The organism is Polynucleobacter sp. MWH-UH24A (assembly GCF_018687475.1).
GTDB lineage: Bacteria > Pseudomonadota > Gammaproteobacteria > Burkholderiales > Burkholderiaceae > Polynucleobacter.
In genome coordinates, this window is the sequence record NZ_CP061292.1 from 1667355 (window position 1) to 1685939 (window position 18585).

25 protein-coding genes are annotated in these 18585 nt (G+C 45.6%); 7 read left to right on the plus strand and 18 right to left on the minus strand.

Features of this window, described 5'->3' with window-relative positions; translation table 11 throughout:
- Window positions 1-128: 128 nt before the first annotated feature.
- The 11 genes from recX to ICV32_RS08700 form a co-directional block, all read right to left on the minus strand.
- Window positions 129-626 (minus strand): recombination regulator RecX, encoded by a 498-nt coding sequence (gene recX, locus ICV32_RS08650; RefSeq protein ID WP_215370056.1) that lies wholly within the window; start codon window positions 624-626, stop codon window positions 129-131.
- Window positions 626-1720 (minus strand): recombinase RecA, encoded by a 1095-nt coding sequence (recA, locus tag ICV32_RS08655; protein ID WP_234409737.1) that lies wholly within the window; start codon window positions 1718-1720, stop codon window positions 626-628. Before recA ends, recX begins: the two co-directional genes overlap by 1 nt.
- 183 nt (window positions 1721-1903) lie before the next feature.
- Window positions 1904-2443, minus strand: coding sequence for a DUF2878 domain-containing protein (locus ICV32_RS08660; protein ID WP_215370057.1), 540 nt, complete (start codon window positions 2441-2443; stop codon window positions 1904-1906).
- A gap of 10 nt (window positions 2444-2453) precedes the next feature.
- Window positions 2454-2948, minus strand: coding sequence for a DUF3833 domain-containing protein (locus tag ICV32_RS08665; protein ID WP_251371843.1), 495 nt, complete (start codon window positions 2946-2948; stop codon window positions 2454-2456).
- 82 nt (window positions 2949-3030) lie between these two features.
- Window positions 3031-3600, minus strand: coding sequence for a chalcone isomerase family protein (locus ICV32_RS08670; RefSeq protein WP_215370061.1), 570 nt, complete (start codon window positions 3598-3600; stop codon window positions 3031-3033).
- Between the two features lie 108 nt (window positions 3601-3708).
- Window positions 3709-5856: a sodium:solute symporter family protein gene (locus ICV32_RS08675; RefSeq protein ID WP_215370064.1), complete on the minus strand. Its 2148-nt coding sequence runs from the start codon at window positions 5854-5856 to the stop codon at window positions 3709-3711.
- Between the two features lie 2 nt (window positions 5857-5858).
- Window positions 5859-6122 carry a DUF4212 domain-containing protein gene (locus ICV32_RS08680; RefSeq protein WP_215370066.1) on the minus strand — a complete coding sequence of 88 codons (264 nt, stop codon included), beginning with the start codon at window positions 6120-6122 and terminating at the stop codon, window positions 5859-5861.
- 62 nt (window positions 6123-6184) lie between these two features.
- On the minus strand, window positions 6185-6757 hold the full coding sequence (locus ICV32_RS08685; RefSeq protein ID WP_215370069.1) for a tetratricopeptide repeat protein: 573 nt from the start codon (window positions 6755-6757) through the stop codon (window positions 6185-6187).
- Window positions 6748-7044 (minus strand): hypothetical protein, encoded by a 297-nt coding sequence (locus ICV32_RS08690; protein ID WP_215370071.1) that lies wholly within the window; start codon window positions 7042-7044, stop codon window positions 6748-6750. Before ICV32_RS08690 ends, ICV32_RS08685 begins: the two co-directional genes overlap by 10 nt.
- A gap of 139 nt (window positions 7045-7183) precedes the next feature.
- Window positions 7184-7831, minus strand: coding sequence for a 3'-5' exonuclease (locus ICV32_RS08695; protein ID WP_215370074.1), 648 nt, complete (start codon window positions 7829-7831; stop codon window positions 7184-7186).
- Complete coding sequence (locus ICV32_RS08700) at window positions 7821-9728, minus strand: DUF294 nucleotidyltransferase-like domain-containing protein (RefSeq protein ID WP_215370077.1); 1908 nt, start codon at window positions 9726-9728, stop codon at window positions 7821-7823. Before ICV32_RS08700 ends, ICV32_RS08695 begins: the two co-directional genes overlap by 11 nt.
- Before the next feature lie 127 nt (window positions 9729-9855).
- Between ICV32_RS08700 and ICV32_RS08705 the strand changes: the two genes are divergently transcribed.
- Entirely contained in the window at window positions 9856-11121 is a 1266-nt protein-coding gene (locus ICV32_RS08705; RefSeq protein WP_215370079.1) for a putative Na+/H+ antiporter, read from the plus strand.
- A gap of 1 nt (window position 11122) precedes the next feature.
- On the plus strand, window positions 11123-11833 hold the full coding sequence (locus ICV32_RS08710) for a haloacid dehalogenase type II (protein ID WP_215370082.1): 711 nt from the start codon (window positions 11123-11125) through the stop codon (window positions 11831-11833).
- On the opposite strand, the gene ICV32_RS08715 is transcribed toward ICV32_RS08710, so the two are convergent.
- Window positions 11811-12056, minus strand: coding sequence for a hypothetical protein (locus tag ICV32_RS08715; RefSeq protein ID WP_215370086.1), 246 nt, complete (start codon window positions 12054-12056; stop codon window positions 11811-11813). The genes ICV32_RS08710 and ICV32_RS08715 overlap by 23 nt on opposite strands.
- Window positions 12057-12126: 70 nt before the next feature.
- Between ICV32_RS08715 and ICV32_RS08720 the strand changes: the two genes are divergently transcribed.
- Together ICV32_RS08720 and ICV32_RS08725 are read left to right on the plus strand one after the other, a co-directional pair.
- Window positions 12127-12774 (plus strand): VTT domain-containing protein, encoded by a 648-nt coding sequence (locus tag ICV32_RS08720; RefSeq protein WP_371817055.1) that lies wholly within the window; start codon window positions 12127-12129, stop codon window positions 12772-12774.
- Between the two features lie 6 nt (window positions 12775-12780).
- Entirely contained in the window at window positions 12781-13959 is a 1179-nt protein-coding gene (locus ICV32_RS08725; RefSeq protein WP_215370089.1) for an FAD-dependent oxidoreductase, read from the plus strand.
- Here the strand turns inward: ICV32_RS08725 and ICV32_RS08730 are convergent.
- Together ICV32_RS08730 and ICV32_RS08735 are read right to left on the minus strand one after the other, a co-directional pair.
- Complete coding sequence (locus tag ICV32_RS08730; protein WP_215370092.1) at window positions 13956-14372, minus strand: carboxypeptidase regulatory-like domain-containing protein; 417 nt, start codon at window positions 14370-14372, stop codon at window positions 13956-13958. The genes ICV32_RS08725 and ICV32_RS08730 overlap by 4 nt on opposite strands.
- 292 nt (window positions 14373-14664) lie before the next feature.
- On the minus strand, window positions 14665-15024 hold the full coding sequence (locus ICV32_RS08735; RefSeq protein WP_215370095.1) for a DMT family protein: 360 nt from the start codon (window positions 15022-15024) through the stop codon (window positions 14665-14667).
- Window positions 15025-15139: 115 nt separating this feature from the next.
- Between ICV32_RS08735 and ICV32_RS08740 the strand changes: the two genes are divergently transcribed.
- Window positions 15140-15316, plus strand: a complete 177-nt coding sequence (locus ICV32_RS08740) for a hypothetical protein (RefSeq protein WP_215370097.1) — start codon at window positions 15140-15142, stop codon at window positions 15314-15316.
- Window positions 15317-15357: 41 nt separating this feature from the next.
- Window positions 15358-15621: a hypothetical protein gene (locus tag ICV32_RS08745; RefSeq protein ID WP_215370100.1), complete on the plus strand. Its 264-nt coding sequence runs from the start codon at window positions 15358-15360 to the stop codon at window positions 15619-15621.
- On the opposite strand, the gene ICV32_RS08750 is transcribed toward ICV32_RS08745, so the two are convergent.
- The 4 genes from ICV32_RS08750 to ICV32_RS08765 all read right to left on the minus strand — a co-directional run bounded on the left by ICV32_RS08750 (window position 15622) and on the right by ICV32_RS08765 (window position 18319).
- The gene (locus ICV32_RS08750; protein ID WP_215370103.1) at window positions 15622-15801 is read right to left on the minus strand and encodes a hypothetical protein; all 180 of its coding nucleotides are present in this window, start codon (window positions 15799-15801) and stop codon (window positions 15622-15624) included.
- A 17-nt stretch (window positions 15802-15818) separates the two neighbouring features.
- Window positions 15819-16238, minus strand: a complete 420-nt coding sequence (locus ICV32_RS08755) for a DUF2452 domain-containing protein (protein WP_215370106.1) — start codon at window positions 16236-16238, stop codon at window positions 15819-15821.
- A 161-nt stretch (window positions 16239-16399) separates the two neighbouring features.
- Window positions 16400-17176: a ferredoxin--NADP reductase gene (locus ICV32_RS08760; RefSeq protein WP_215370109.1), complete on the minus strand. Its 777-nt coding sequence runs from the start codon at window positions 17174-17176 to the stop codon at window positions 16400-16402.
- Between the two features lie 54 nt (window positions 17177-17230).
- Window positions 17231-18319, minus strand: coding sequence for an alkene reductase (locus tag ICV32_RS08765; RefSeq protein ID WP_215370112.1), 1089 nt, complete (start codon window positions 18317-18319; stop codon window positions 17231-17233).
- Between the two features lie 63 nt (window positions 18320-18382).
- Between ICV32_RS08765 and ICV32_RS08770 the strand changes: the two genes are divergently transcribed.
- A complete protein-coding gene (locus tag ICV32_RS08770) occupies window positions 18383-18583 on the plus strand; it encodes a DUF1653 domain-containing protein (protein ID WP_215370115.1) in 201 nt (66 codons plus the stop codon).
- The last annotated feature ends 2 nt before the right edge of the window (window positions 18584-18585 follow it).

Below are 18585 nucleotides of genomic sequence, written 5' to 3' on the forward strand. Positions count from 1 at the left end.
TCAACGCCAGCGTGAAAAGCTATTTTCCTTGATGAGGCCCCTGGGTCATTGACCCAAATCAAGGCAAAAAAGGCTTAATACGCCCTCAAAAGACCCATAAGTCTAACATTTTCACTGCACCAAATTGGCTATTTTGAGGGGGTCCGGCCGCTAATAAGTCGATTGACGAGCTCTGGATTAAATCCTTTTGAAACCAAGAATCGGTACTGTTTGGCACGCTCCTTTTGGTCGGAGGAAATTTCACCAAATTTACGTGCCCACAAGGCCTGGGCGCGCTCAAATTCAGAAGAGCTTAACTCATGACTTAGACTGGAAATCATATTTTGATCAATTCCCGCTCTCTGTAACTCATCGGCCACGCGGCGCAAACCGTAGCGCTGACTTCGCCGTCGCACAAGGGCCTGAGCATACCGTTCATCGGATAACCAACCTTTCGCCTCAAAGTCATCCAAAATCGCAGTAATTTGCTCCTCAAAATCGACCGGCGGATTGTTATCCGTTTGACTACCTATGCGCTGTAACTTTTGAGCGAGTTCATGACGACTGTATTCACGTCGGGATAAAAGACGCAAAGCCCGAGCTTTAAGACTCGGGCTTTGTTTAGGAACGCGATCGAAATCTGGCATTAAGCGCTCGCTGATTCAATCTCCTCATCGTCTAAGGTTTCGCTAATGAGGGTACCGCCACTCTTAACACCAAGCTTTTGTCGAATCTTGGCCTCGATCTCCTTTGCGATCTCAGGATTCTCCTTTAAGAATTCGCGCACATTATCTTTACCTTGGCCGATGCGATCACCGTTATAGCTATACCAAGCGCCTGACTTTTCAACGATCTCGGCCTCAACGCCCATATCGATAATTTCGCCTTCACGGGAGATGCCCGAGCCATACATGATGTCAAAGATTGCTTCGCGGAACGGTGGCGACACTTTGTTCTTCACGACCTTCACACGGGTCTCGTTACCGATCACATCATCACCCTTCTTGATGCTGCCAATCCTTCGAATATCAAGACGCATCGAGGCATAGAACTTAAGTGCATTACCGCCAGTCGTGGTTTCTGGCGAGCCAAACATCACACCAATCTTCATCCGAATTTGGTTAATGAATATCACCATCGAATTCGTGCGCTTGATGGTGCCAGTTAACTTACGTAAGGCTTGGCTCATCAGGCGTGCCTGCAGTCCTGGTAATGAGTCCCCCATATCACCTTCAATCTCGGCCTTTGGAACCAAGGCTGCGACCGAGTCGATCACGATTAAATCAATTGAACCTGAACGCACCAGCGCATCGGCAATTTCCAATGCCTGCTCACCGGTATCGGGTTGAGAGATTAGTAGATTATTGACGTCCACGCCCAACTTAGCGGCGTACTGCACATCCAGCGCATGTTCGGCATCAATAAATGCGCAGGTGCCACCAAGCTTTTGCATCTCAGCAACAGCATGGAGGGTTAATGTGGTTTTACCGGAGGACTCTGGACCGTAGATTTCGATCACGCGGCCACGTGCGAGACCGCCCACGCCTAAGGCGATATCGAGGCCTAGGGAGCCACTCGATACCACTTGAATATCTTGGTTAATCTCTGCGTCGCCAAGACGCATAATCGAGCCCTTACCAAACTGCTTCTCAATTTGGGCCAAGGCGGCCGTTAGTGCTTTTTGCTTCTCACCGCTCATCCCTGCAAACTCTGATGAGGCTGATTTTTTCTTGTCGTCCATGGCCATCCTTTTCTTAATTTTGGTTCGGTTTTGCTCGAATAATTACTTTATTTCATACTGTATGCTTACTGTATATAAAAACAGTATTGTTTGCAAGTGGGGTAGTTTGATTTATTTGTGGGATTTGCTTGATATTTAAATAAGTAAGTGCTTATTTACATATAATTAATTGATTTATATCGATTAATTTTTTTCTTTCGCAAAAAATAGAAATACTGGCATTGCAATGGCCCAAACCACCGCCAAGTAAATCAATGCAAAAATTTGATCGTCTGAGCTTGGCCAGGAGGCGGCACCAAGGCGCACCCCCGCTTCGTAACACAGCGGTCCCGCAATAGCCCCCAAAACGGCAGCTAAACCATTTTTACCCTGCAACCAAGCCATCGACTCTTTCAGAGTGGTCGCAAAGACCAGCCATAGTGCCCACATCCAGACCGGTGAAATGGCAGCAAATGGAAAGTCCGACTCAAACCGAATCCACCCCAGCTGAACCAAAATCGTGTCCGCAATCAGGCCATAAATAAATACCTTCAGAAGTAGTTCATGTTCGCCGCGGGCATTCTGATGCAACCAGAGATAAATTCCGATGCAAATAAGCGAGATGGCGAGAGCCAACCCAATTTGATGATGAGCAGCACCTAAGATGCAAGCAAACCAACCAATCTGAAATAAAACGAAATTCCAGATCTTGCGCCAAGTACCTCGTGAAATGACTAGATTCACAATAATCAATCTAGCGTTTATAGAAAGCTAAAGTGACTTCACCCAAATAAATTCCGAACTTACTCATTTCAGCTTTATTGAGCATGACCTTATCGTCCATGAGATACATCCAATCATTAAATTGCACATGGTAAATTTTCCCATCCACTGGCAAAGCCAAGGTGTAGCGCCAGTTGAGCGCATTACCCGCTAATTCACCCACCGCTTCACCAATCACGTCACTGGCCGTGCCACTGTAACGGCCGGGGGCCACCTCGGTGAGCGTCCAAATCCGCTTTTGCTTGGTGCCATCGGAGTAAACAAAATCTTCGTCTAACGTTCCGACGCGCTTTCCATCTTTCATTTCCCATTTCGCTTTAATCAGAACCTTAAAGCGCTTAACGACTTCGCCACTTCGATCGGTAAAGATGCCATACGCATCAATTTCACCGTTAAAGTAAGTCGCTAAATCGAGCTTTGGCTGCTCCTTGCTATACATTTGCACGCTTGGACTGGAGCACGACATTACCCCTAACGATAGGAGAGAAAGCAAAAAAATGGTTGTTAGACGCTTGAGTCTAGTAAACATAGTGGGCACCAAATAAAAATTAAGGATTAGGGCAGTTTGCTGCAATCAGAGCGGGTGGACAACGACTGGCAATCAGCGCCGAGCGTAACCTTGGCGCACTGGTTCGTTCATCAAGCCAGATGCCAAAAAAGGCTTTCGCAAATGCGTCGCCAGGAACATCACCAACGGGTTTGCCGTTGTGTAAAAACAAAGTACCCCGATCGGGCAAGTGAATACCAATCAAGGTGTCCCCCGAAGCAATATCTGGAAAAATTTTCTCAAGACTTTGCAACCAAATCATTCGCTGCTTTTCAGAAACGCCTAAGCGAGTCATTTCATCGATCGTGCGCTTAGCGAGATCAGCGCCCTTAAACGATCGAATGTAATGAATTTCGAGAGCAAATCCGTTTTGACCTTTTGGATCAGCTACGTAATAGCGAGCGTCGTAGACGTCAAAACCCCAAAATGTGAGTCTTCCCTGACCTTGCAGGCTAGCGCTCTCAATGTAGCGATAAACCGGTGATTTGCCGCCTGAGGCATTCGCAGTTACCCAACTAGGCCCCAAAAGAGCAAGCAATAAACAAGCGATTCGAATAGAGGTCCAATTCATGCCACTTAGCATAGAGGAGTTTTGTGACCCTTGCACAAACCCAATTTTTCACAAGGAGGAATAAAAAAACCCGCTCCGAAGAGCGGGTTTTTAGTCCTAAACGCTAGATTAGGTTGCTTCAGTATTGAGCGTATCACCACGAAGCGTTGGGTAACGTACGTGATCAACCAACTCTTGAATATCTTTGCGTGGGGCTGGGGTTACCAAACTCACCAAGATAATTGCTGCAAATCCAAGAGGCACTCCGAACACACCGGCAGAAATTGGTGCAATTCCATACCAGAGCTCTACCGGAGATGTGACATTAAACACACCGCGCAGCCATGGCTGGGTCATGATCATGTAGTACATGGTAATACCAAGCCCCAGAATCATACCAACGCAAGCGCCTGCTTTTGTAGCACGCTTCCAAAAAATCCCAAGTACCAAGGCAGGGAAGAATGCAGCAGCAGCAAAGGAGAACGCGGCACCCACTAAGAACAAAATGTCAGCAGGTTTTTGAGCGGCCACATATGCCGCTGCAAGTGCCACAACAAGCAACAGGATTTTCGAAATTAATACGCGACGTGCCGCTGGCGCATTAGGATCGATCATCTTGTAGTACAAGTCATGCGACAAAGCGTTAGCGATGGTCAATAGCAAGCCATCAGCAGTTGACAGCGCAGCAGCCAAACCACCCGCTGCCACCATACCGGAAATCACGTAGGGCAGGCCTCCAATTTCTGGGGTTGCCAACACAATGATGTCACCGCCAATGGTCATCTCAGCCAATTGGAAGATACCGTCCTTATTGATATCCACTACCGACAGAAGCGCTGGATCGACTTTTGCCCACGCAGAAATCCAAGCGGGTAGCTTATCAAACGGCGTTCCTACCAAGACCGTAAAGACCTCGTATTTCACCAAAACTGCCAAAGCAGGAGCAGTGAAGTACAACAGGAAGATAAAGAACAATGACCAGGTCACAGATTCACGCGCTTGTTTTACCGACGGGGTCGTGTAATAACGCATCAGAATATGTGGCAAGGCAGCTGTACCAACCATCAAGCAGAAGATCAATGCTAAGAAGTTACGGCGCGATGTATCAAATGCTGCTCGTGCCTTTTCATCACCATTCGGATCACCTGCAAACTGCTGAGCATGACGTGGCATATTGGCTAACGGCTTGGAGCGATTATCTGCACCAGTTCTTTGAGCTGTCCAAGCTTTCTTTGCAGCTTCCGCATCTTTTGGAACGGCAGCCAAGGCTTTTTCAGCAGCAGCAATTTCATCTGCAGGAGCATTCGCAGCCTTCAAATCAGCCACTTTCTTCTCTGCAGCCGCTTTATCAGCAGCTAGTGCAGCAGGAACATCTTTTAATTTCTCAGAAAGGGCGTCCGCACGTGCTTTGAATATCGCACGAACTTCAAGCTCTTTTGGATCCTTAATCAGCTCTGCTTCTTTAGCTGTTACCTTTTCCAACTGTTGACCATAAACCAACTGAGGGATAGGGAAGTTTGTCTGCTTCACGGATAACCAAACCACAGGAATCATGTAAGCAATAATCAAAATGATGTATTGCGCAACCTGTGTCCAAGTTACCGCACGCATACCGCCCAAGAAGGAGCAAACCAAGATACCAGCAAGTCCTAAGAAGATACCGATCTCAAAGGGTACGCCGGCTAGACGAGTCGTAATCAAACCAACACCGTAAATCTGTGCAACGACGTATGTGAACGAGCACAAAATCGCAGCCAAGATACCGAGTAAACGTGGCAAATTACCGTCATAGCGCGCGCCCAAAAAGTCTGGGATCGTGAACTGACCGAATTTACGAAGATACGGAGCAAGAAATAATGCCACTAAGCAATATCCACCCGTCCCACCCATGATGAACGCAAGACCGCCATAACCGGTAAGGTACAAAGTACCTGCCATTCCGATAAAGGAGGCCGCAGACATCCAGTCGGCGCCTGTTGCCATGCCGTTATACACAGCAGGAACACGTCGTCCTGCCACATAGTATTCGGCAGCATCATTGGTACGACTCATTACTCCGATACCAGCATAGAGCAATACAGTAGCGCCTAAAAATACGTAACCAATCATGGCACGGCCCATACCCATTTGCTCGAGGATCGCGAGAACTATTACAAACAATACGAAGCCACCGGTATACCAACCGTAAACTTTATTGAGTTGTTTTTTAAAGGCTGCGTTACTTTGGCCAGCTCCGCCAAAAGTACCACCGCCTGCGTCAGGTGTCATTCCGGCCATGATTAATCCTCCTCCACTTCAGCACAGTCATATTCTTTGTCAAGATTATTCATGTAATGTGCGTAATAAGCGATGATGAGAACATAAATCACTAATGCTCCTTGGGCGCCGACCCAAAAACTAAATGGCCAGCCAAAGAAATTAAAATTTAGATCTCGCGCGTAAAAGCCAACAACAAAGGTTACAAAAAACCAAATGAATAACAGAATGGCTGTTATTCGCAGGTTCTTCGACCAATATTGTTTGTGCGATTCTGTTAATTGCATAACAGTTTCTCCTTAAGTTAATAAAAACAACTACTGCGAACTTCGTACGACAACATCATGAGCTAAACCGTTAAACCGGTCTCCCGTTCCAACTGTTTGGCAAATTTTGGCTCAAATTCCTTTAAATGCTTGATGATTTTTACTGCTTCTTCGGGCTCTTGGCGATCCACGTAAACCCTTGCTAATTGGTACCAACCATAGGGACTCATAGGTTGAAGTTGGGTATTTTTTCTTAATGCCTTCACTGCATCATCAAAACGACGCTGTTGAATTAGGGTTAGCCCTAATCCATACCAGGCCAAGTCTAACTTTTCATCCAGCTTGAGTGCCTTACGAAAACTAAATTCGGCATCTTCGACCTGTCCCGTCTCTTCTTGCAAAAAACCGAGGTTATACCAAGAGTAAGCTGGAGCATCAGAACGCTGCACCACTTTTTTATACATCTCGATAGCGCCTTGTTTATCACCCTCTTGGGTCTTCAAATAAGCAAGACTGGAAAGAACATACGGATCGTTTGGATATTGATGCAACATCTCTTCGAAGGTCGCAATTGCCTTGTGCCGAAGACCCAAAACAATGAATGCCGAAGCATAAAGTTTAAAGAGGTGCCAACGAAGGTCTAGCTTTACTGACATAACTCGATTCCGATGCTCACACAATGCTCAATCTTGGCAAGGGTGACTGCTATGTACAAGACCGCAACAATACAAAAGGCAACAAATGGAATTTGATGATCGGCAATTTGTTTTGGAGAAATAAAACGGGCTACACTTGTCCAGGGCTTGTTAACAATTTGAAACAATTGATAAAACAAATTCGTATCGCGCTTTTGCCCGGACAGAACAAATAGCAATCCCTGGCCCATTAAAGCAAGTCCGCCGATATACAAAAGTAATTGAGCGATATTAAGGAATAAAAGCACAGAAGCCTTTTGGGAATTGAAAAAATGCCAATGGGGATTATGGTTGGGTCACAAAAATGCCCAAATCAGTGATTTCCCTAGTAATTTAAAAATACTTGGCTAAGTATTAAGGGCTTACCCTTAATTTGTAAAGTTTAATTTACGCTCTGGGGATCCAGGCTCCCGCTTTAGATAGGTTTTTAAGCTCAGCAAGGCTCTTTGCCTCTTTCCGAATTGAATTCCAAAGACATAAAAGCAATTCACATGTGGCAAGCGTGTCCGCTGCAGCCTGATGGCGAACGCTGCATTCAATACCAAAGAGCTGCAACCAGTCATCTAAGGCTCGTGCTTTAGGATGTATGCCTGATACTGCAGCCAACGGTTCAATATCAATCCAATCATTTGCTAGCGGTGATAGGCCAAATCGTTTGTAAGCGCGGGTAATCATGCCCTGATCAAAAGGAGCATGAAATGCGAGTAAGGGAGAGCTTCCCACCCATTGTCGAAACTCCTCCAACACTTCAACCGGTGGTCTTCCGGCAGTTTGTGCACCGACGCCAATATGGTGAACCAAAATATTGTCTTTATCGGACGCTAAATCTTGTTTTAAGACCGCTTCAAAACTATCCCCAATCACAATCGTGGGTTTTGTGAATCCCGGTCCAACCTCAATCGCAATAGCTGCGATCGCAAGCAAGCGATCACGACTAGGATCCAAACCCGTTGTCTCTACATCCAACACAACCCAACGACTGGGTTCAATTCTGGATTGGCTAATTCCAAAACGGGCTAATAGATTAGCGAACATAATCGAGTTCAAGTCGTTGCTGCAGATTACGGACCTCGGAGAGCGACTCCCGCAAAATTGTCTTATCGACAGCATTCAATTTATCAACATCGACCGCATTGGGATTGCCACCAATCGCATGGCCATCAATTTGCGCAGCAAGCCGTAAGGTCTGCAAATACTCAAACGCAGCAATCCATGCAAGACTTTCGGCCCCATCCAGGTTTAATGCACGGCCAATCGCCGCTAATCGCTCACGCGTATTCACAGCACTAATACCATTCGCTAGCGAATAAATACGGGCACAGTCAACCACGATTGCGGTACCCTGTAGTTTGATATCGATGATTTGCTTACCATCGAGGTCTTTGGTTTCTAAACTACCAAACCAATTGAATGGCACTTTCCATTTCAATGAGTTTTCAACGAGTAATTTGATAAATCGTGGTGTAGCCTCAGCGCGCTTTACAACATACTCGCGCAATGGCTCCAGCAAAGACTCATTCCCTGCAAGCGCTCTAAAGTCAAAGAAGATGCTGGCATTGAGAAGATCCTCTGGATTACCCTGCTCAATCCAGCGTGCAAAACGCTCTAGCCACTCTTGTTGACTGATGCAAAGCTCTGGGTTACTTGCCATAATATTTCCCTTGCACAAGGGATACCCGCATGCATCAAGCGCCTGATTGACATCGTTCGCAAAAGCTAAATAGTGATTCTTTTTAGAAGTCTCACTATCCATATAAATCAACGCATTGTCTTGATCAGTGGCAATCGTTTGCTCACTGCGCCCCTCCGAACCAAGCGAGATCCAGGCAAAACTCTCTAAATTCAAATCATGCTGTTTAGCAAAGAGAGTGATGAGTTGTGCGGTCAGCACATCATTGAGATGACTAATAAGGGCGGTTAATTGCCTTGCCTGCACCCCCTGACCTAAAAGATTACGAGCAAATTTACGAATATTGTTTGCACACTCTTTTAGACTGTCCACGTCCTCAGCCGACCGAATCGCACTGCTAATATTGTTCAGCGATAAACGTTGCAAAGAGAATAAATCGCGTTCAGAAATGATTCCGACCAGTTCCTTGCCCCGTAACACTGGTAAATGGCGAATGTGATAACGCGACATCGTAAGACCAGCAGTCTCCGCAGTATCGTCAATCGACAGAGTTTTAACGGATCGCGACATGACCTGTTCAATCGGTGTAGTTAAGGGAACTTGAGCAAGTGTCACGCGACTTAAGACATCGTAACGGGTCAAGATGCCAACAATGTTCCCGCCATCATCTACTACTAAAACAGAGCCTACCTTTTTGTCATGGATCAACTGCAACGCATCTTGCAAAGAAGTATTTGGACTAACAGCGATTGGCTTTTTTAAAGGAAGATCGCGCAATGGACTCTCGAGGGACTGCTCGGTTAAGGCCTTAGATGCAAATGTATTTCTGAGTGCTGCTCTGGATTCCTCAAGCAGCTTGAGAATGCGATTGTTTAGAAAATCACCAAATGGCTTCGATTGGCTTGCCAGTTCGTGCATCCGTTCCAATGGCAATGCCAAACAAAAACAATCATCGACCGCTACATACTTCACGGTTGTTGGAAGCCCGGCATAGCATGCACTGACTGCCAATATATCGCCAGGATCTAATTCAAATCCCGTTTCCTCAAAGCCAGGTATCAAACGCCGACCGGATACCCGTCCTTGCCGTATTAAGTACAGGGCTTTCGGAACGCCATCGGCAGGCGAAAGAATGACCTCCTGTGGGGCAAAGTACGATTCCACCGAGTAGCGAACAAAAAAATCAACGTCTTCTTCGGCCATCTGCGAAAAAGGCAAAATGCGCATCAACTGCTGACGCAAATTCTGAACCAGGCTATACGAAATCGAAGGCTTTTTTAAACGATCACCAGATTCCATCATCTCGATTCCTCGATGTAAATCAACGATAAAGAGTTATTTCATTATGATGACTATGGATTTCGATATCAATACAATGATGGTATTGCGGGTATTACTGATTGTTTTAGTCAACTACTAGGAAACAACTATGTCGACGGCGCCAACCCTAATCAATATTGTTAGTACAACAATTTTTGCTTTGGCAGTCATTCACACCTTCTCAACAAAATTTTTTGAGCATCTTGCACACAAGCAACCGAATCATGCGGGGGTTTGGCATTTGTTGGGCGAAGTGGAGGCAGTCTTTGGTTTTTGGGCCATGGTTCTCGTTACTTTCTTTTTCATTCATACCGGCAATCAGGCAACGATTCAATACCTAGAGAGTTTGAACTTTACGGAGCCTTTGTTTGTCTTTGTGATCATGGTGATTGCCGCCAGCAAACCGGTCTTGGAATTTTGCTTGTTTCTAGTAACGCGCGTTGCGGCACTAATCCCAATCAAGAAATCGGTTTCTTTCTTTTGGGTCACCCTGACCCTAGTTCCTCTCTTGGGCTCTTTTATTACTGAACCAGCAGCAATGACGGTTGCCGCTTTATTACTAAGGGATCACTACTTTTCCAAAAAGATATCCCCAAAATTAATGTATGCCGCTTTAGGGGTTTTATTTGTCAATATTTCGATTGGCGGCACCTTAACTCCCTATGCCGCTCCTCCAATCTTGATGGTTGCTGCCAAATGGAATTGGGATATTGTTTTTATGCTTCACGAATTTGGATGGCGATCTTCTCTAGCCGTTGCTGTCAATTCAACGATTGTTTGCCTCCTGTTTTATCGTCAGCTAGAACAAATTGAGACAAATCCCTCTGGCAAGGGAGTTGATCGGATTCCCTTTAGCGTCATTCTCATCCATCTTCTCTTTTTACTGGGTGTAGTTGTCTTCGTTCATCACTCGGTTATTTTCATGGGTCTTTTTCTCTTCTTTATTGGCTACACCACAGCGTACGCTCGCTATCAAAACAAACTTATTTTCAGAGAGAGTTTGATGGTGGCGTTTTTCTTGGCAGGCCTCGTGGTTCTTGGGGGGCAGCAAAAATGGTGGTTACAGCCCCTACTAGCTAATTTAGATGCTGATACGGTCTACTACGGTGCAACCGCTCTCACGGCTATTACCGATAATGCGGCCCTGACCTATCTTGGATCATTGGTAGATGGTCTGTCTGATGAGTTTAAGTATGCCTTGGTAGCTGGTGCAGTTACGGGCGGAGGCTTAACCGTGATCGCAAATGCTCCTAATCCAGCTGGGTACTCCATTTTGCGCCCCAGTTTTGAAGATGGCGCAATTAGTGCTCTCTACCTATTTATTGCAGCGCTACCGCCAACCCTGGTCGCGATTATCGCCTTCCGCTTTATTTAAGATGCGATATCAGCTAATTGCATTTGATGCCTATGGAACCTTATTTGATGTGTATTCCATCGGCACACTTGCTGAAAAGCTATTTCCAGGTCAAGGCAAAGCACTCTCACTGCTATGGCGCGATAAACAACTTGAATACACGCGCCTCATTTCATTAGCAGACCCCAATCCGTTGGGTAGTCAACATTATCAATCCTTTTGGGATCTGACAATTGCGGCCTTGCATTTTTCTTGTGCCCAATTAAAACTTGACCTGAGCCCAGAAAACGAATCTGCTCTTCTGAAGCAATACGCTCAACTTGATTCCTTTCCAGAGTCTGCTGCGGTTCTCGAAAAGATAAAAGCTACGGGTATTAAAACGTGCGTTCTCTCAAACGGGAATCATCAGATGCTATCTTGGGCAAACCAGTCAAGTGGCTTGGATCAATTCCTTGACCGAGTGATATCGATTGAGGAGGCCCATCAATTCAAAATTACCCCCAGTAGTTACCAATTGGTTCTGAATCATTACCCAATCCCAAAAGATCAAATCTTATTTGTGTCGTGTAATGCCTGGGACATCATTGGTGCTAATTGGTTTGGCTTTGATACCTATTGGGTCAATCGCTATCAATTTCCGTTTGAAGAAATTGGTAAAAAGCCAAAATACTCAGGCTCTAATCTCAATGGAATCCTAAATTATCTGGATACTAGTCAATCAACACCGCAATAAATTCATAAATTAAGTAGCCCACCCCAATTGCCAGCGTGGCGTATACAAAAGTCTGAACAAAGGTTTTCCCCAGGGCACCAAGGCGTTCGAGCAAAAAGGCTAAAAATGTGGAATCAGGATTGGGGTCATTTCGCCAATCACGATAAGCGACTCCAAACTGATAAAGATTAAAAATCAGCCAAAGCACGAGGGCGACTTGGATAGCGATGACAATATATTGCATGCCGTCATTCTAGAGCTTTTTAAGCTCTCCCCAATATCATTACAATCGCAGCAACACATAAAGGCTGATCTTGGACTTTTCCTACCTCATCGATTTATTTCTCAATCTAGATAAAAACCTTGCGCTGATTGCCAGTGAGTGGGGTACCTGGATTTATGTTCTCCTTTTTGCAATTATTTTTATTGAAACTGGCTTAGTTGTCATGCCATTCCTCCCCGGCGACTCCTTATTATTTGTTGCCGGAGCACTCACTGCTGCAGGTGATTTGAGTTTGCCAGTTCTCATGATCTTACTTACCAGTGCCGCCATTTTGGGCGATGCTGTCAATTATTCGGTTGGGCGATTTGTCGGTAATAAAGTCTTCTCGTGGGAAAACTCACGATGGTTTAATAAAAAAGCGTTTGACGAAGCGCATGCCTTTTATGAAAAATATGGACCCATCACGATCGTGATCGGTCGCTTTCTACCGTTTGTCAGAACCTTTGCTCCCTTTGTGGCCGGTGTAGCCCAAATGCGCTATCCCGTATTTGTTTTCTATAACATCATTGGGGGCATCATTTGGGTCTGTAGCTTAACGGGGCTAGGCTATTTGATTGGCGAGCATCCATGGGTAAAAAGTAATTTTTCGATCGTCGCATTAGCAATGATCATTATTCCTGGTCTACCTGCTCTATGGATTTTTTTGAAAGAACTAACCGCTCGCTTTCGAAAGCATTAAAACCCTATGTCAAATCCAGCGCAACCCATTTGCATTATTGGTAGCGGCCTAGCAGCCTACACCCTCATTCGTGAGTATCGCAAGATCAATGCAGAGCACCCCATCACCCTAGTGACTCAGGAAGCCGGTGATTTTTATTCCAAGCCGATGTTATCCACTGCGATTGCTGGTCAAAAATCTGCCGAGCAACTCGTCACGAGCCCGGCAACCAAAATGGCTGAGCAATTCAATCTTGTCATTCATACCCATACAACAGTTAAGCAGATTGATCCGGCACATCAAAAAATTTCTGTGATGTCAAATAATGGGCAATCCTTTGATATTGAATACAGTCAATTGGTTTTAGCTCTGGGCGCTGATCAAATTCGCATTCCGATGAATGGAAATGCTAGTCATGAAGTTCAAACGGTCAATGATCTTCAGGATTACGCTCGTTTTCGTAAGCAACTTGATGGCAAGAAAAAAGTGGTCATTCTTGGTGCAGGTTTAATTGGCTGTGAGTTTGCAAATGATTTAGCAAGTGGTGGCTATCACGTAGAGCTCATTGATCTTGCTGATCAAGCCCTCAGTCGTCTATTACCTAAACCGATTGCGCAAGCACTTGAACAGCGCTTATCAAGTCTTGGTGTCTTGTGGCATTTGGGAGTCAGTATTCAATCGGTATCTCATGATGGCGATCAACTTCAAGTCATCTTAACGAATGGCGAAGTAATCCAAGCTGATTTGGTGTTATCGGCTTTGGGGCTAGCCCCGAGAATTCAATTGGCGAAAGAAGCAAGCATTACTACCAATCGAGGAATTGTTGTCAATCGCCAGCTAAAAACTAATCTGCAGAATATTTATAGCCTAGGCGATTGCGCAGAGGTAGAGGGTCATGTGCTCCCATATGTGATGCCAATCATGCAAGCAGCGCGTACCTTGGCGACGGTTTTGGCTGGGCAAGAAGCTTCACTCGCCTATCCAGCGATGCCGGTGATGATTAAAACACCCGCACTCCCTTTAATTGTGTCCCCGCCGCCGATCGGAAGCACTGGCTCGTGGTCGATCAACGAGTTAGAGGATGGAATTGAAGGACTCTTTCATAACGATCGGTCTGAACTGATTGGCTTTGCCCTAGCAGGCTCAGCAACGAGTCAGCGCGCTAATCTCACCAAACTGCTGCCACCGATTTTGGGATCTACTTAAGGGCGCCAGAACAAGGTTAGCTTTTGCGGGTCTCCCTCTTTAAGGACGATACCTCGCTTTAGTAACCTGCCTTGATAGCTTGCCTCAAGCGTATATTGACCTGAAGGTGCATGAAGAAGCATCAAGGGGCCATCGCATACGGTCTCTAAAAGAATTTGTTGTTTGTCGTTGAGCACACGAATATCGACACCCGCAATCCAAACACCGCGCCCACTACTATCAATCTCCGACATCTCTATGAGTAATGGCCACTTTTTAGCGGCTGCAAAGATGGCACTCGACTCATCACTACCAATACCGCCCGTAATGAATGTGATATTTCCTTGCGCTTTACTGGGTGGTAGCTGAGCAAGGCTGGGGCCAGATAGAAAACCGGCACAAACAATTAGGCATTGAATTAGGAATTGACGCATCAATCATCTCCTCACAGATCGCGGCTATTTCATGTTCTTTTCTAAAGTTGGTTATGAACCCACTGAATTCCAGCATTTGCACTTGATGCTAGACGATAAGGCAATCAAGAAGTAACTAATGATCCCGATGGTAAAAAGAGTTGCGTCTTGAGAATCAAAGTACATTAACAAGCCAATAATGGTTATAGCAACAGCCAGACAACTGAGTATGGTTTTAGCGAACATGGCTCCTCCAATAATGAATGATTAAGTATAAAAGTGATTTAGGAATTCGAATAGGGCTGAACGATCTCTATGCCCTAAACATGAAATACACGGCACCTAATAAACACAACCCCGCCCAGAGGTAATCCGTCTTAAATGGCTCGCCCATATAAATGATTGCAAATGGTATGAATACACTCAATGTAATGACCTCTTGGGCAATTTTTAATTGGCCAAGGGAGAAATACTCATAGCCGATTCGATTGGCAGGAACTTGTAAGACGTACTCAAAAAATGCGATTCCCCAGCTCACAAAGACAGCGATCCACCAGGGTTTAGCACTTAGGTCTTTTAGGTGGGCATACCAAGCAAAGGTCATGAATACATTCGACAGAATTAAAAGCCCAATGAATGAAAAGGGGCCAGTTAGGGAGCTAAATGTGGGCATTTGGCAATTCTCAACGGTTAGAAAGACTTCACTTTACTAAAATCGGCTGACTTTTTGATCTAGCGCAAATTGTCAAAGTCACCTCTTGCTAGACTGAGGCCAATTCGAGGTGAAAATGCGACTTCTATTATTTTGTGAACAAACTGGTGCTCGTCTAGACCCCAAACAGTCGGCTGCGGTGTGTGCCGCTGCACATCACTGCAAGTCTCTCACGAACTGCCCATTGATACCCAAGCCACAAGAGACGAATCACAAAGCAAGTTCTTTCCAGCCGATTAATACTTCCTCGTAAGATAAAACTGTTTACACTCTCTATGAACGGAGAGAGCTCAAATGCGAATGGTTTTGTATCTATTACTTGCGTTAATCCCAATTGCAATGGTTTATTCACGCCTGTTGGATCGCTCAAAATTACGGGATTTTTTTATTGCCATTTCGTATCTAAGCATGATGGCATGGGCATTTTTGTTTGCCCTTGTCTTAGAAATGCTACTTCGGATTCCAGTCAAATATTCAGTAGCCATTTTGGCAATCGTGATGGCTTATGCGCATTTTCGTACCATCACTTACTTACAGAAAAAACGGCAGGGGAACTAGTTAGTCCTTACCATCTTTGTTTTCAAGCCTGATTTGCATTTCCTCGTCTTGGGGCGTTTCAAGATTTAAGGGCATGTGTACCATCTTTTCACCATCCCATTTTTGACCACACCAGCACTCTCCAGCGTCATTGATGATACAAACACCGGATCCACAACAACGGTTATCCGACTTTGTCATAGTTTCACCTCATTGATTTAGTCTTCAACCACTTCCCAGGTACTATCGCCCAACTTACGGACTACTTGGCAAAAAGACCAACCCGCTGGTACACCACAACTCCACTCGCTCGGAGAGTTCTGAACTAAACGATAGGAACCCAGGCTCTGGTCTTGGTATAGATAATATTTTTTTCCATAAACTGGACTAAAACTAAACTTAGCCGCATGAACCATTTCAGTTGCATCTAAGCGGGCTTGCAGCGCTTTTGCTTGGCGCATCAAAACCGCAGCCTGCTCCATGATGCGCTCGTATTCTTGATTAGCATGCGCTCTAGCAACATTGATAGCCTTGTCTTTTTCTTCACGAATTGGAACGGGTGCAAACTTAGGTGCGCCCACTTCCATAGGGTATTCAATGGCGTTATGACGGTCTGGATCGGTATCTTCAATGCGCATAATCACTGAATTCTAGTGGTTTATCACTAAAATCACAGGGCTCAACCTAGGGTTTTTAATTACTGATAAATCTGTATAGTGAAATTGACAGTCTTACGCTTAAATAAGCACTGATTTATTTCCTTTGAATTTAAGCCCCGCAAGGGGCTTCTTTTTTAGGCCTACTTCTCGACAAAGGCCCTCTCAAAGACGTAATCGCCCAACTCTCCGGAGGATGGTGAAACCTTAAACCCGCGCTGATCCAATAATTCACTGGTTTCTTTGAGCATCGCGGGGCTGCCACAGATCATGGCACGATCCACCGCAGGATTGAGCTGTGGCAATCCAATATCGGTAAATAGTTTTCCAGATTCAATCGCGGTAGTTAGGCGACCAGTATGGGAATATGCTTCGCGTGTGACCGTGGGGTAATAAATCAGTTGATTGCGCACCAACTCTCCCAAAAACTCATCATTGGGTAATTCTTTCGTAAGGTACTCTTGGTACGCAAGCTCACTCACCACCCGCACACCGTGAACTAAAACAATCTTTTCAAACCGTTCGTAGGTCTCTGGATCGCGAATAATGCTCAAAAACGGAGCTAATCCGGTTCCAGTACTAAATAAATACAAATGCTTTCCTGGATTTAGATCATCAATTACCAATGTGCCGACGGATTTCTCACTCACGAGAATTGAGTCACCCACCTGAATGTGCTGCAGTCGCGAAGTTAATGGGCCATTGGGAACTTTGATGCTGAAGAACTCGAGGTGCTCAGCATAATTTGGGCTCACCACACTATAGGCACGAGCTAAAGGCTTACCATCCACCTCAAGACCAATCATTAGGAAATGGCCATTACGAAAACGTAATCCTCTATTTCGGGTGGTAGTAAAACTAAATAAACTTTCGTTCCAGTGTTTGACAGAGAGCACGCGCTCTGTTTGATAGGTGGCCATAACTATTCGGGTGTTCGCATATAAGAATCAATCCATCCATTGTAATGAATGGTCTTACAGCGCCGGATAGTCGGTATATCCCTTTTCATTACCGCCATAGAATGTGGCGCGTTGATAGGGGTTTAATGGAGCGTTTAATTCAAACCGTTTTGGTAAATCGGGATTGGCAATAAACAACCTACCAAAGGCAATGGCATCAGCCTCGCCATCGGCAAGCGCTTTCTCAGCGCTCGCTTGATCAAAGCCCCCAGCCAAAACCACCTTACCCGTGAACAAAGAACGAAATAATTGACCTGTACGCGGCGCGTCAGCTACTAGTTGATCATTGCCCCCAGCCGTCGTTGCGCGTGGTTCAATCAAATGCAGATAAGAAAGATTAAATGGATTGAGTGCATTGATCAGGTGAGCAAATAAACCTTTCGGATCGGAATCGGCAATGTCGTTAAATGTGCCGTATGGTGACAAACGGATTCCCACCCGACCACTACCCCATACCGGAATGATTGCCTCGAGTATTTCCAATACCAACTTACAACGATTTGCAATTGAACCACCATACGCATCCGTGCGCTGATTGGTGCGATCTTGCAAAAATTGGTCGAGTAAATAGCCATTGGCAGCATGCAGTTCAACGCCATCAAATCCGGCCGCTTTAGCCTGCTCGGCAGCGTGCACATAATCGGCCTTCAACTGCCCAATCTCTTCGAGTGTTAATGCTCTTGGGGTTTCGTACTCGGCCAAGGACCACGATGCGGTGTAAACCTTACCCGCCGGTTGAATTGCTGATGGAGCAACAGGCAATCCCTCATCCGGGTGCAGTGAGGAGTGAGAAATTCGTCCAACATGCCATAACTGCAAAACGATCTTGCCACCCCGAGCATGCACAGCATCGGTAACCGTCCGCCATGCCGCCACCTGCGCATCACTATAAATACCGGGGGTTGCTGGATACCCTTTTCCCAAAGGAGAGATCTGCGTCGCTTCGCTAATAATGAGTCCTGCTGAGGCACGCTGAGCATAGTACTCGGCTGCCAAGGGTCCCGGTACTCCGTCATCACTCGCTCGCATCCGAGTGAGCGGTGCCATCAAGATTCGATTTTCAAGAGAGAGTAAGCCAAGTGTGACGGGGGTAAATAAATTCATTGCCAACCTTTATTAAGTTCCATGTAAAGTGTGGATTTTATAGGCTATCCATATAATTTTCTGATGAACACAACAGCAAAATTTCAGGCGGGCGACCAATTAATTCATCTCAAGTCAGGCGGCCTCTATCGCGTGATTGGCCTGGGTAAGATAGAAGCTAATCTCGAAGATGTATATATCTATGAGGCGATGCGTAACCAAACCTTATGGGTTCGGCCCAAAGCTGAAATGGAAGATGGCCGCTTTGTAAGGCAAATTGGATAACG

What these genes read in the sequence shown, in the direction of transcription:
- recX (WP_215370056.1), bottom strand. Translation starts at nt 626, where the DNA reads ATGCCAGATTTCGATCGCGTTCCTAAACAAAGCCCGAGTCTTAAAGCT.
- recA (WP_234409737.1), bottom strand. Translation starts at nt 1,720, where the DNA reads ATGGACGACAAGAAAAAATCAGCCTCATCAGAGTTTGCAGGGATGAGC.
- ICV32_RS08665 (WP_251371843.1), bottom strand. Translation starts at nt 2,948, where the DNA reads ATGTCGTGCTCCAGTCCAAGCGTGCAAATGTATAGCAAGGAGCAGCCA.
- ICV32_RS08670 (WP_215370061.1), bottom strand. Translation starts at nt 3,600, where the DNA reads ATGAATTGGACCTCTATTCGAATCGCTTGTTTATTGCTTGCTCTTTTG.
- ICV32_RS08675 (WP_215370064.1), bottom strand. Translation starts at nt 5,856, where the DNA reads ATGGCCGGAATGACACCTGACGCAGGCGGTGGTACTTTTGGCGGAGCT.
- ICV32_RS08680 (WP_215370066.1), bottom strand. Translation starts at nt 6,122, where the DNA reads ATGCAATTAACAGAATCGCACAAACAATATTGGTCGAAGAACCTGCGA.
- ICV32_RS08685 (WP_215370069.1), bottom strand. Translation starts at nt 6,757, where the DNA reads ATGTCAGTAAAGCTAGACCTTCGTTGGCACCTCTTTAAACTTTATGCT.
- ICV32_RS08695 (WP_215370074.1), bottom strand. Translation starts at nt 7,831, where the DNA reads ATGTTCGCTAATCTATTAGCCCGTTTTGGAATTAGCCAATCCAGAATT.
- ICV32_RS08700 (WP_215370077.1), bottom strand. Translation starts at nt 9,728, where the DNA reads ATGATGGAATCTGGTGATCGTTTAAAAAAGCCTTCGATTTCGTATAGC.
- ICV32_RS08705 (WP_215370079.1), top strand. Translation starts at nt 9,856, where the DNA reads ATGTCGACGGCGCCAACCCTAATCAATATTGTTAGTACAACAATTTTT.
- ICV32_RS08710 (WP_215370082.1), top strand. Translation starts at nt 11,123, where the DNA reads ATGCGATATCAGCTAATTGCATTTGATGCCTATGGAACCTTATTTGAT.
- ICV32_RS08715 (WP_215370086.1), bottom strand. Translation starts at nt 12,056, where the DNA reads ATGCAATATATTGTCATCGCTATCCAAGTCGCCCTCGTGCTTTGGCTG.
- ICV32_RS08725 (WP_215370089.1), top strand. Translation starts at nt 12,781, where the DNA reads ATGTCAAATCCAGCGCAACCCATTTGCATTATTGGTAGCGGCCTAGCA.
- ICV32_RS08730 (WP_215370092.1), bottom strand. Translation starts at nt 14,372, where the DNA reads ATGCGTCAATTCCTAATTCAATGCCTAATTGTTTGTGCCGGTTTTCTA.
- ICV32_RS08735 (WP_215370095.1), bottom strand. Translation starts at nt 15,024, where the DNA reads ATGCCCACATTTAGCTCCCTAACTGGCCCCTTTTCATTCATTGGGCTT.
- ICV32_RS08740 (WP_215370097.1), top strand. Translation starts at nt 15,140, where the DNA reads ATGCGACTTCTATTATTTTGTGAACAAACTGGTGCTCGTCTAGACCCC.
- ICV32_RS08745 (WP_215370100.1), top strand. Translation starts at nt 15,358, where the DNA reads ATGCGAATGGTTTTGTATCTATTACTTGCGTTAATCCCAATTGCAATG.
- ICV32_RS08750 (WP_215370103.1), bottom strand. Translation starts at nt 15,801, where the DNA reads ATGACAAAGTCGGATAACCGTTGTTGTGGATCCGGTGTTTGTATCATC.
- ICV32_RS08755 (WP_215370106.1), bottom strand. Translation starts at nt 16,238, where the DNA reads ATGCGCATTGAAGATACCGATCCAGACCGTCATAACGCCATTGAATAC.
- ICV32_RS08760 (WP_215370109.1), bottom strand. Translation starts at nt 17,176, where the DNA reads ATGGCCACCTATCAAACAGAGCGCGTGCTCTCTGTCAAACACTGGAAC.
- ICV32_RS08765 (WP_215370112.1), bottom strand. Translation starts at nt 18,319, where the DNA reads ATGAATTTATTTACCCCCGTCACACTTGGCTTACTCTCTCTTGAAAAT.
- ICV32_RS08770 (WP_215370115.1), top strand. Translation starts at nt 18,383, where the DNA reads ATGAACACAACAGCAAAATTTCAGGCGGGCGACCAATTAATTCATCTC.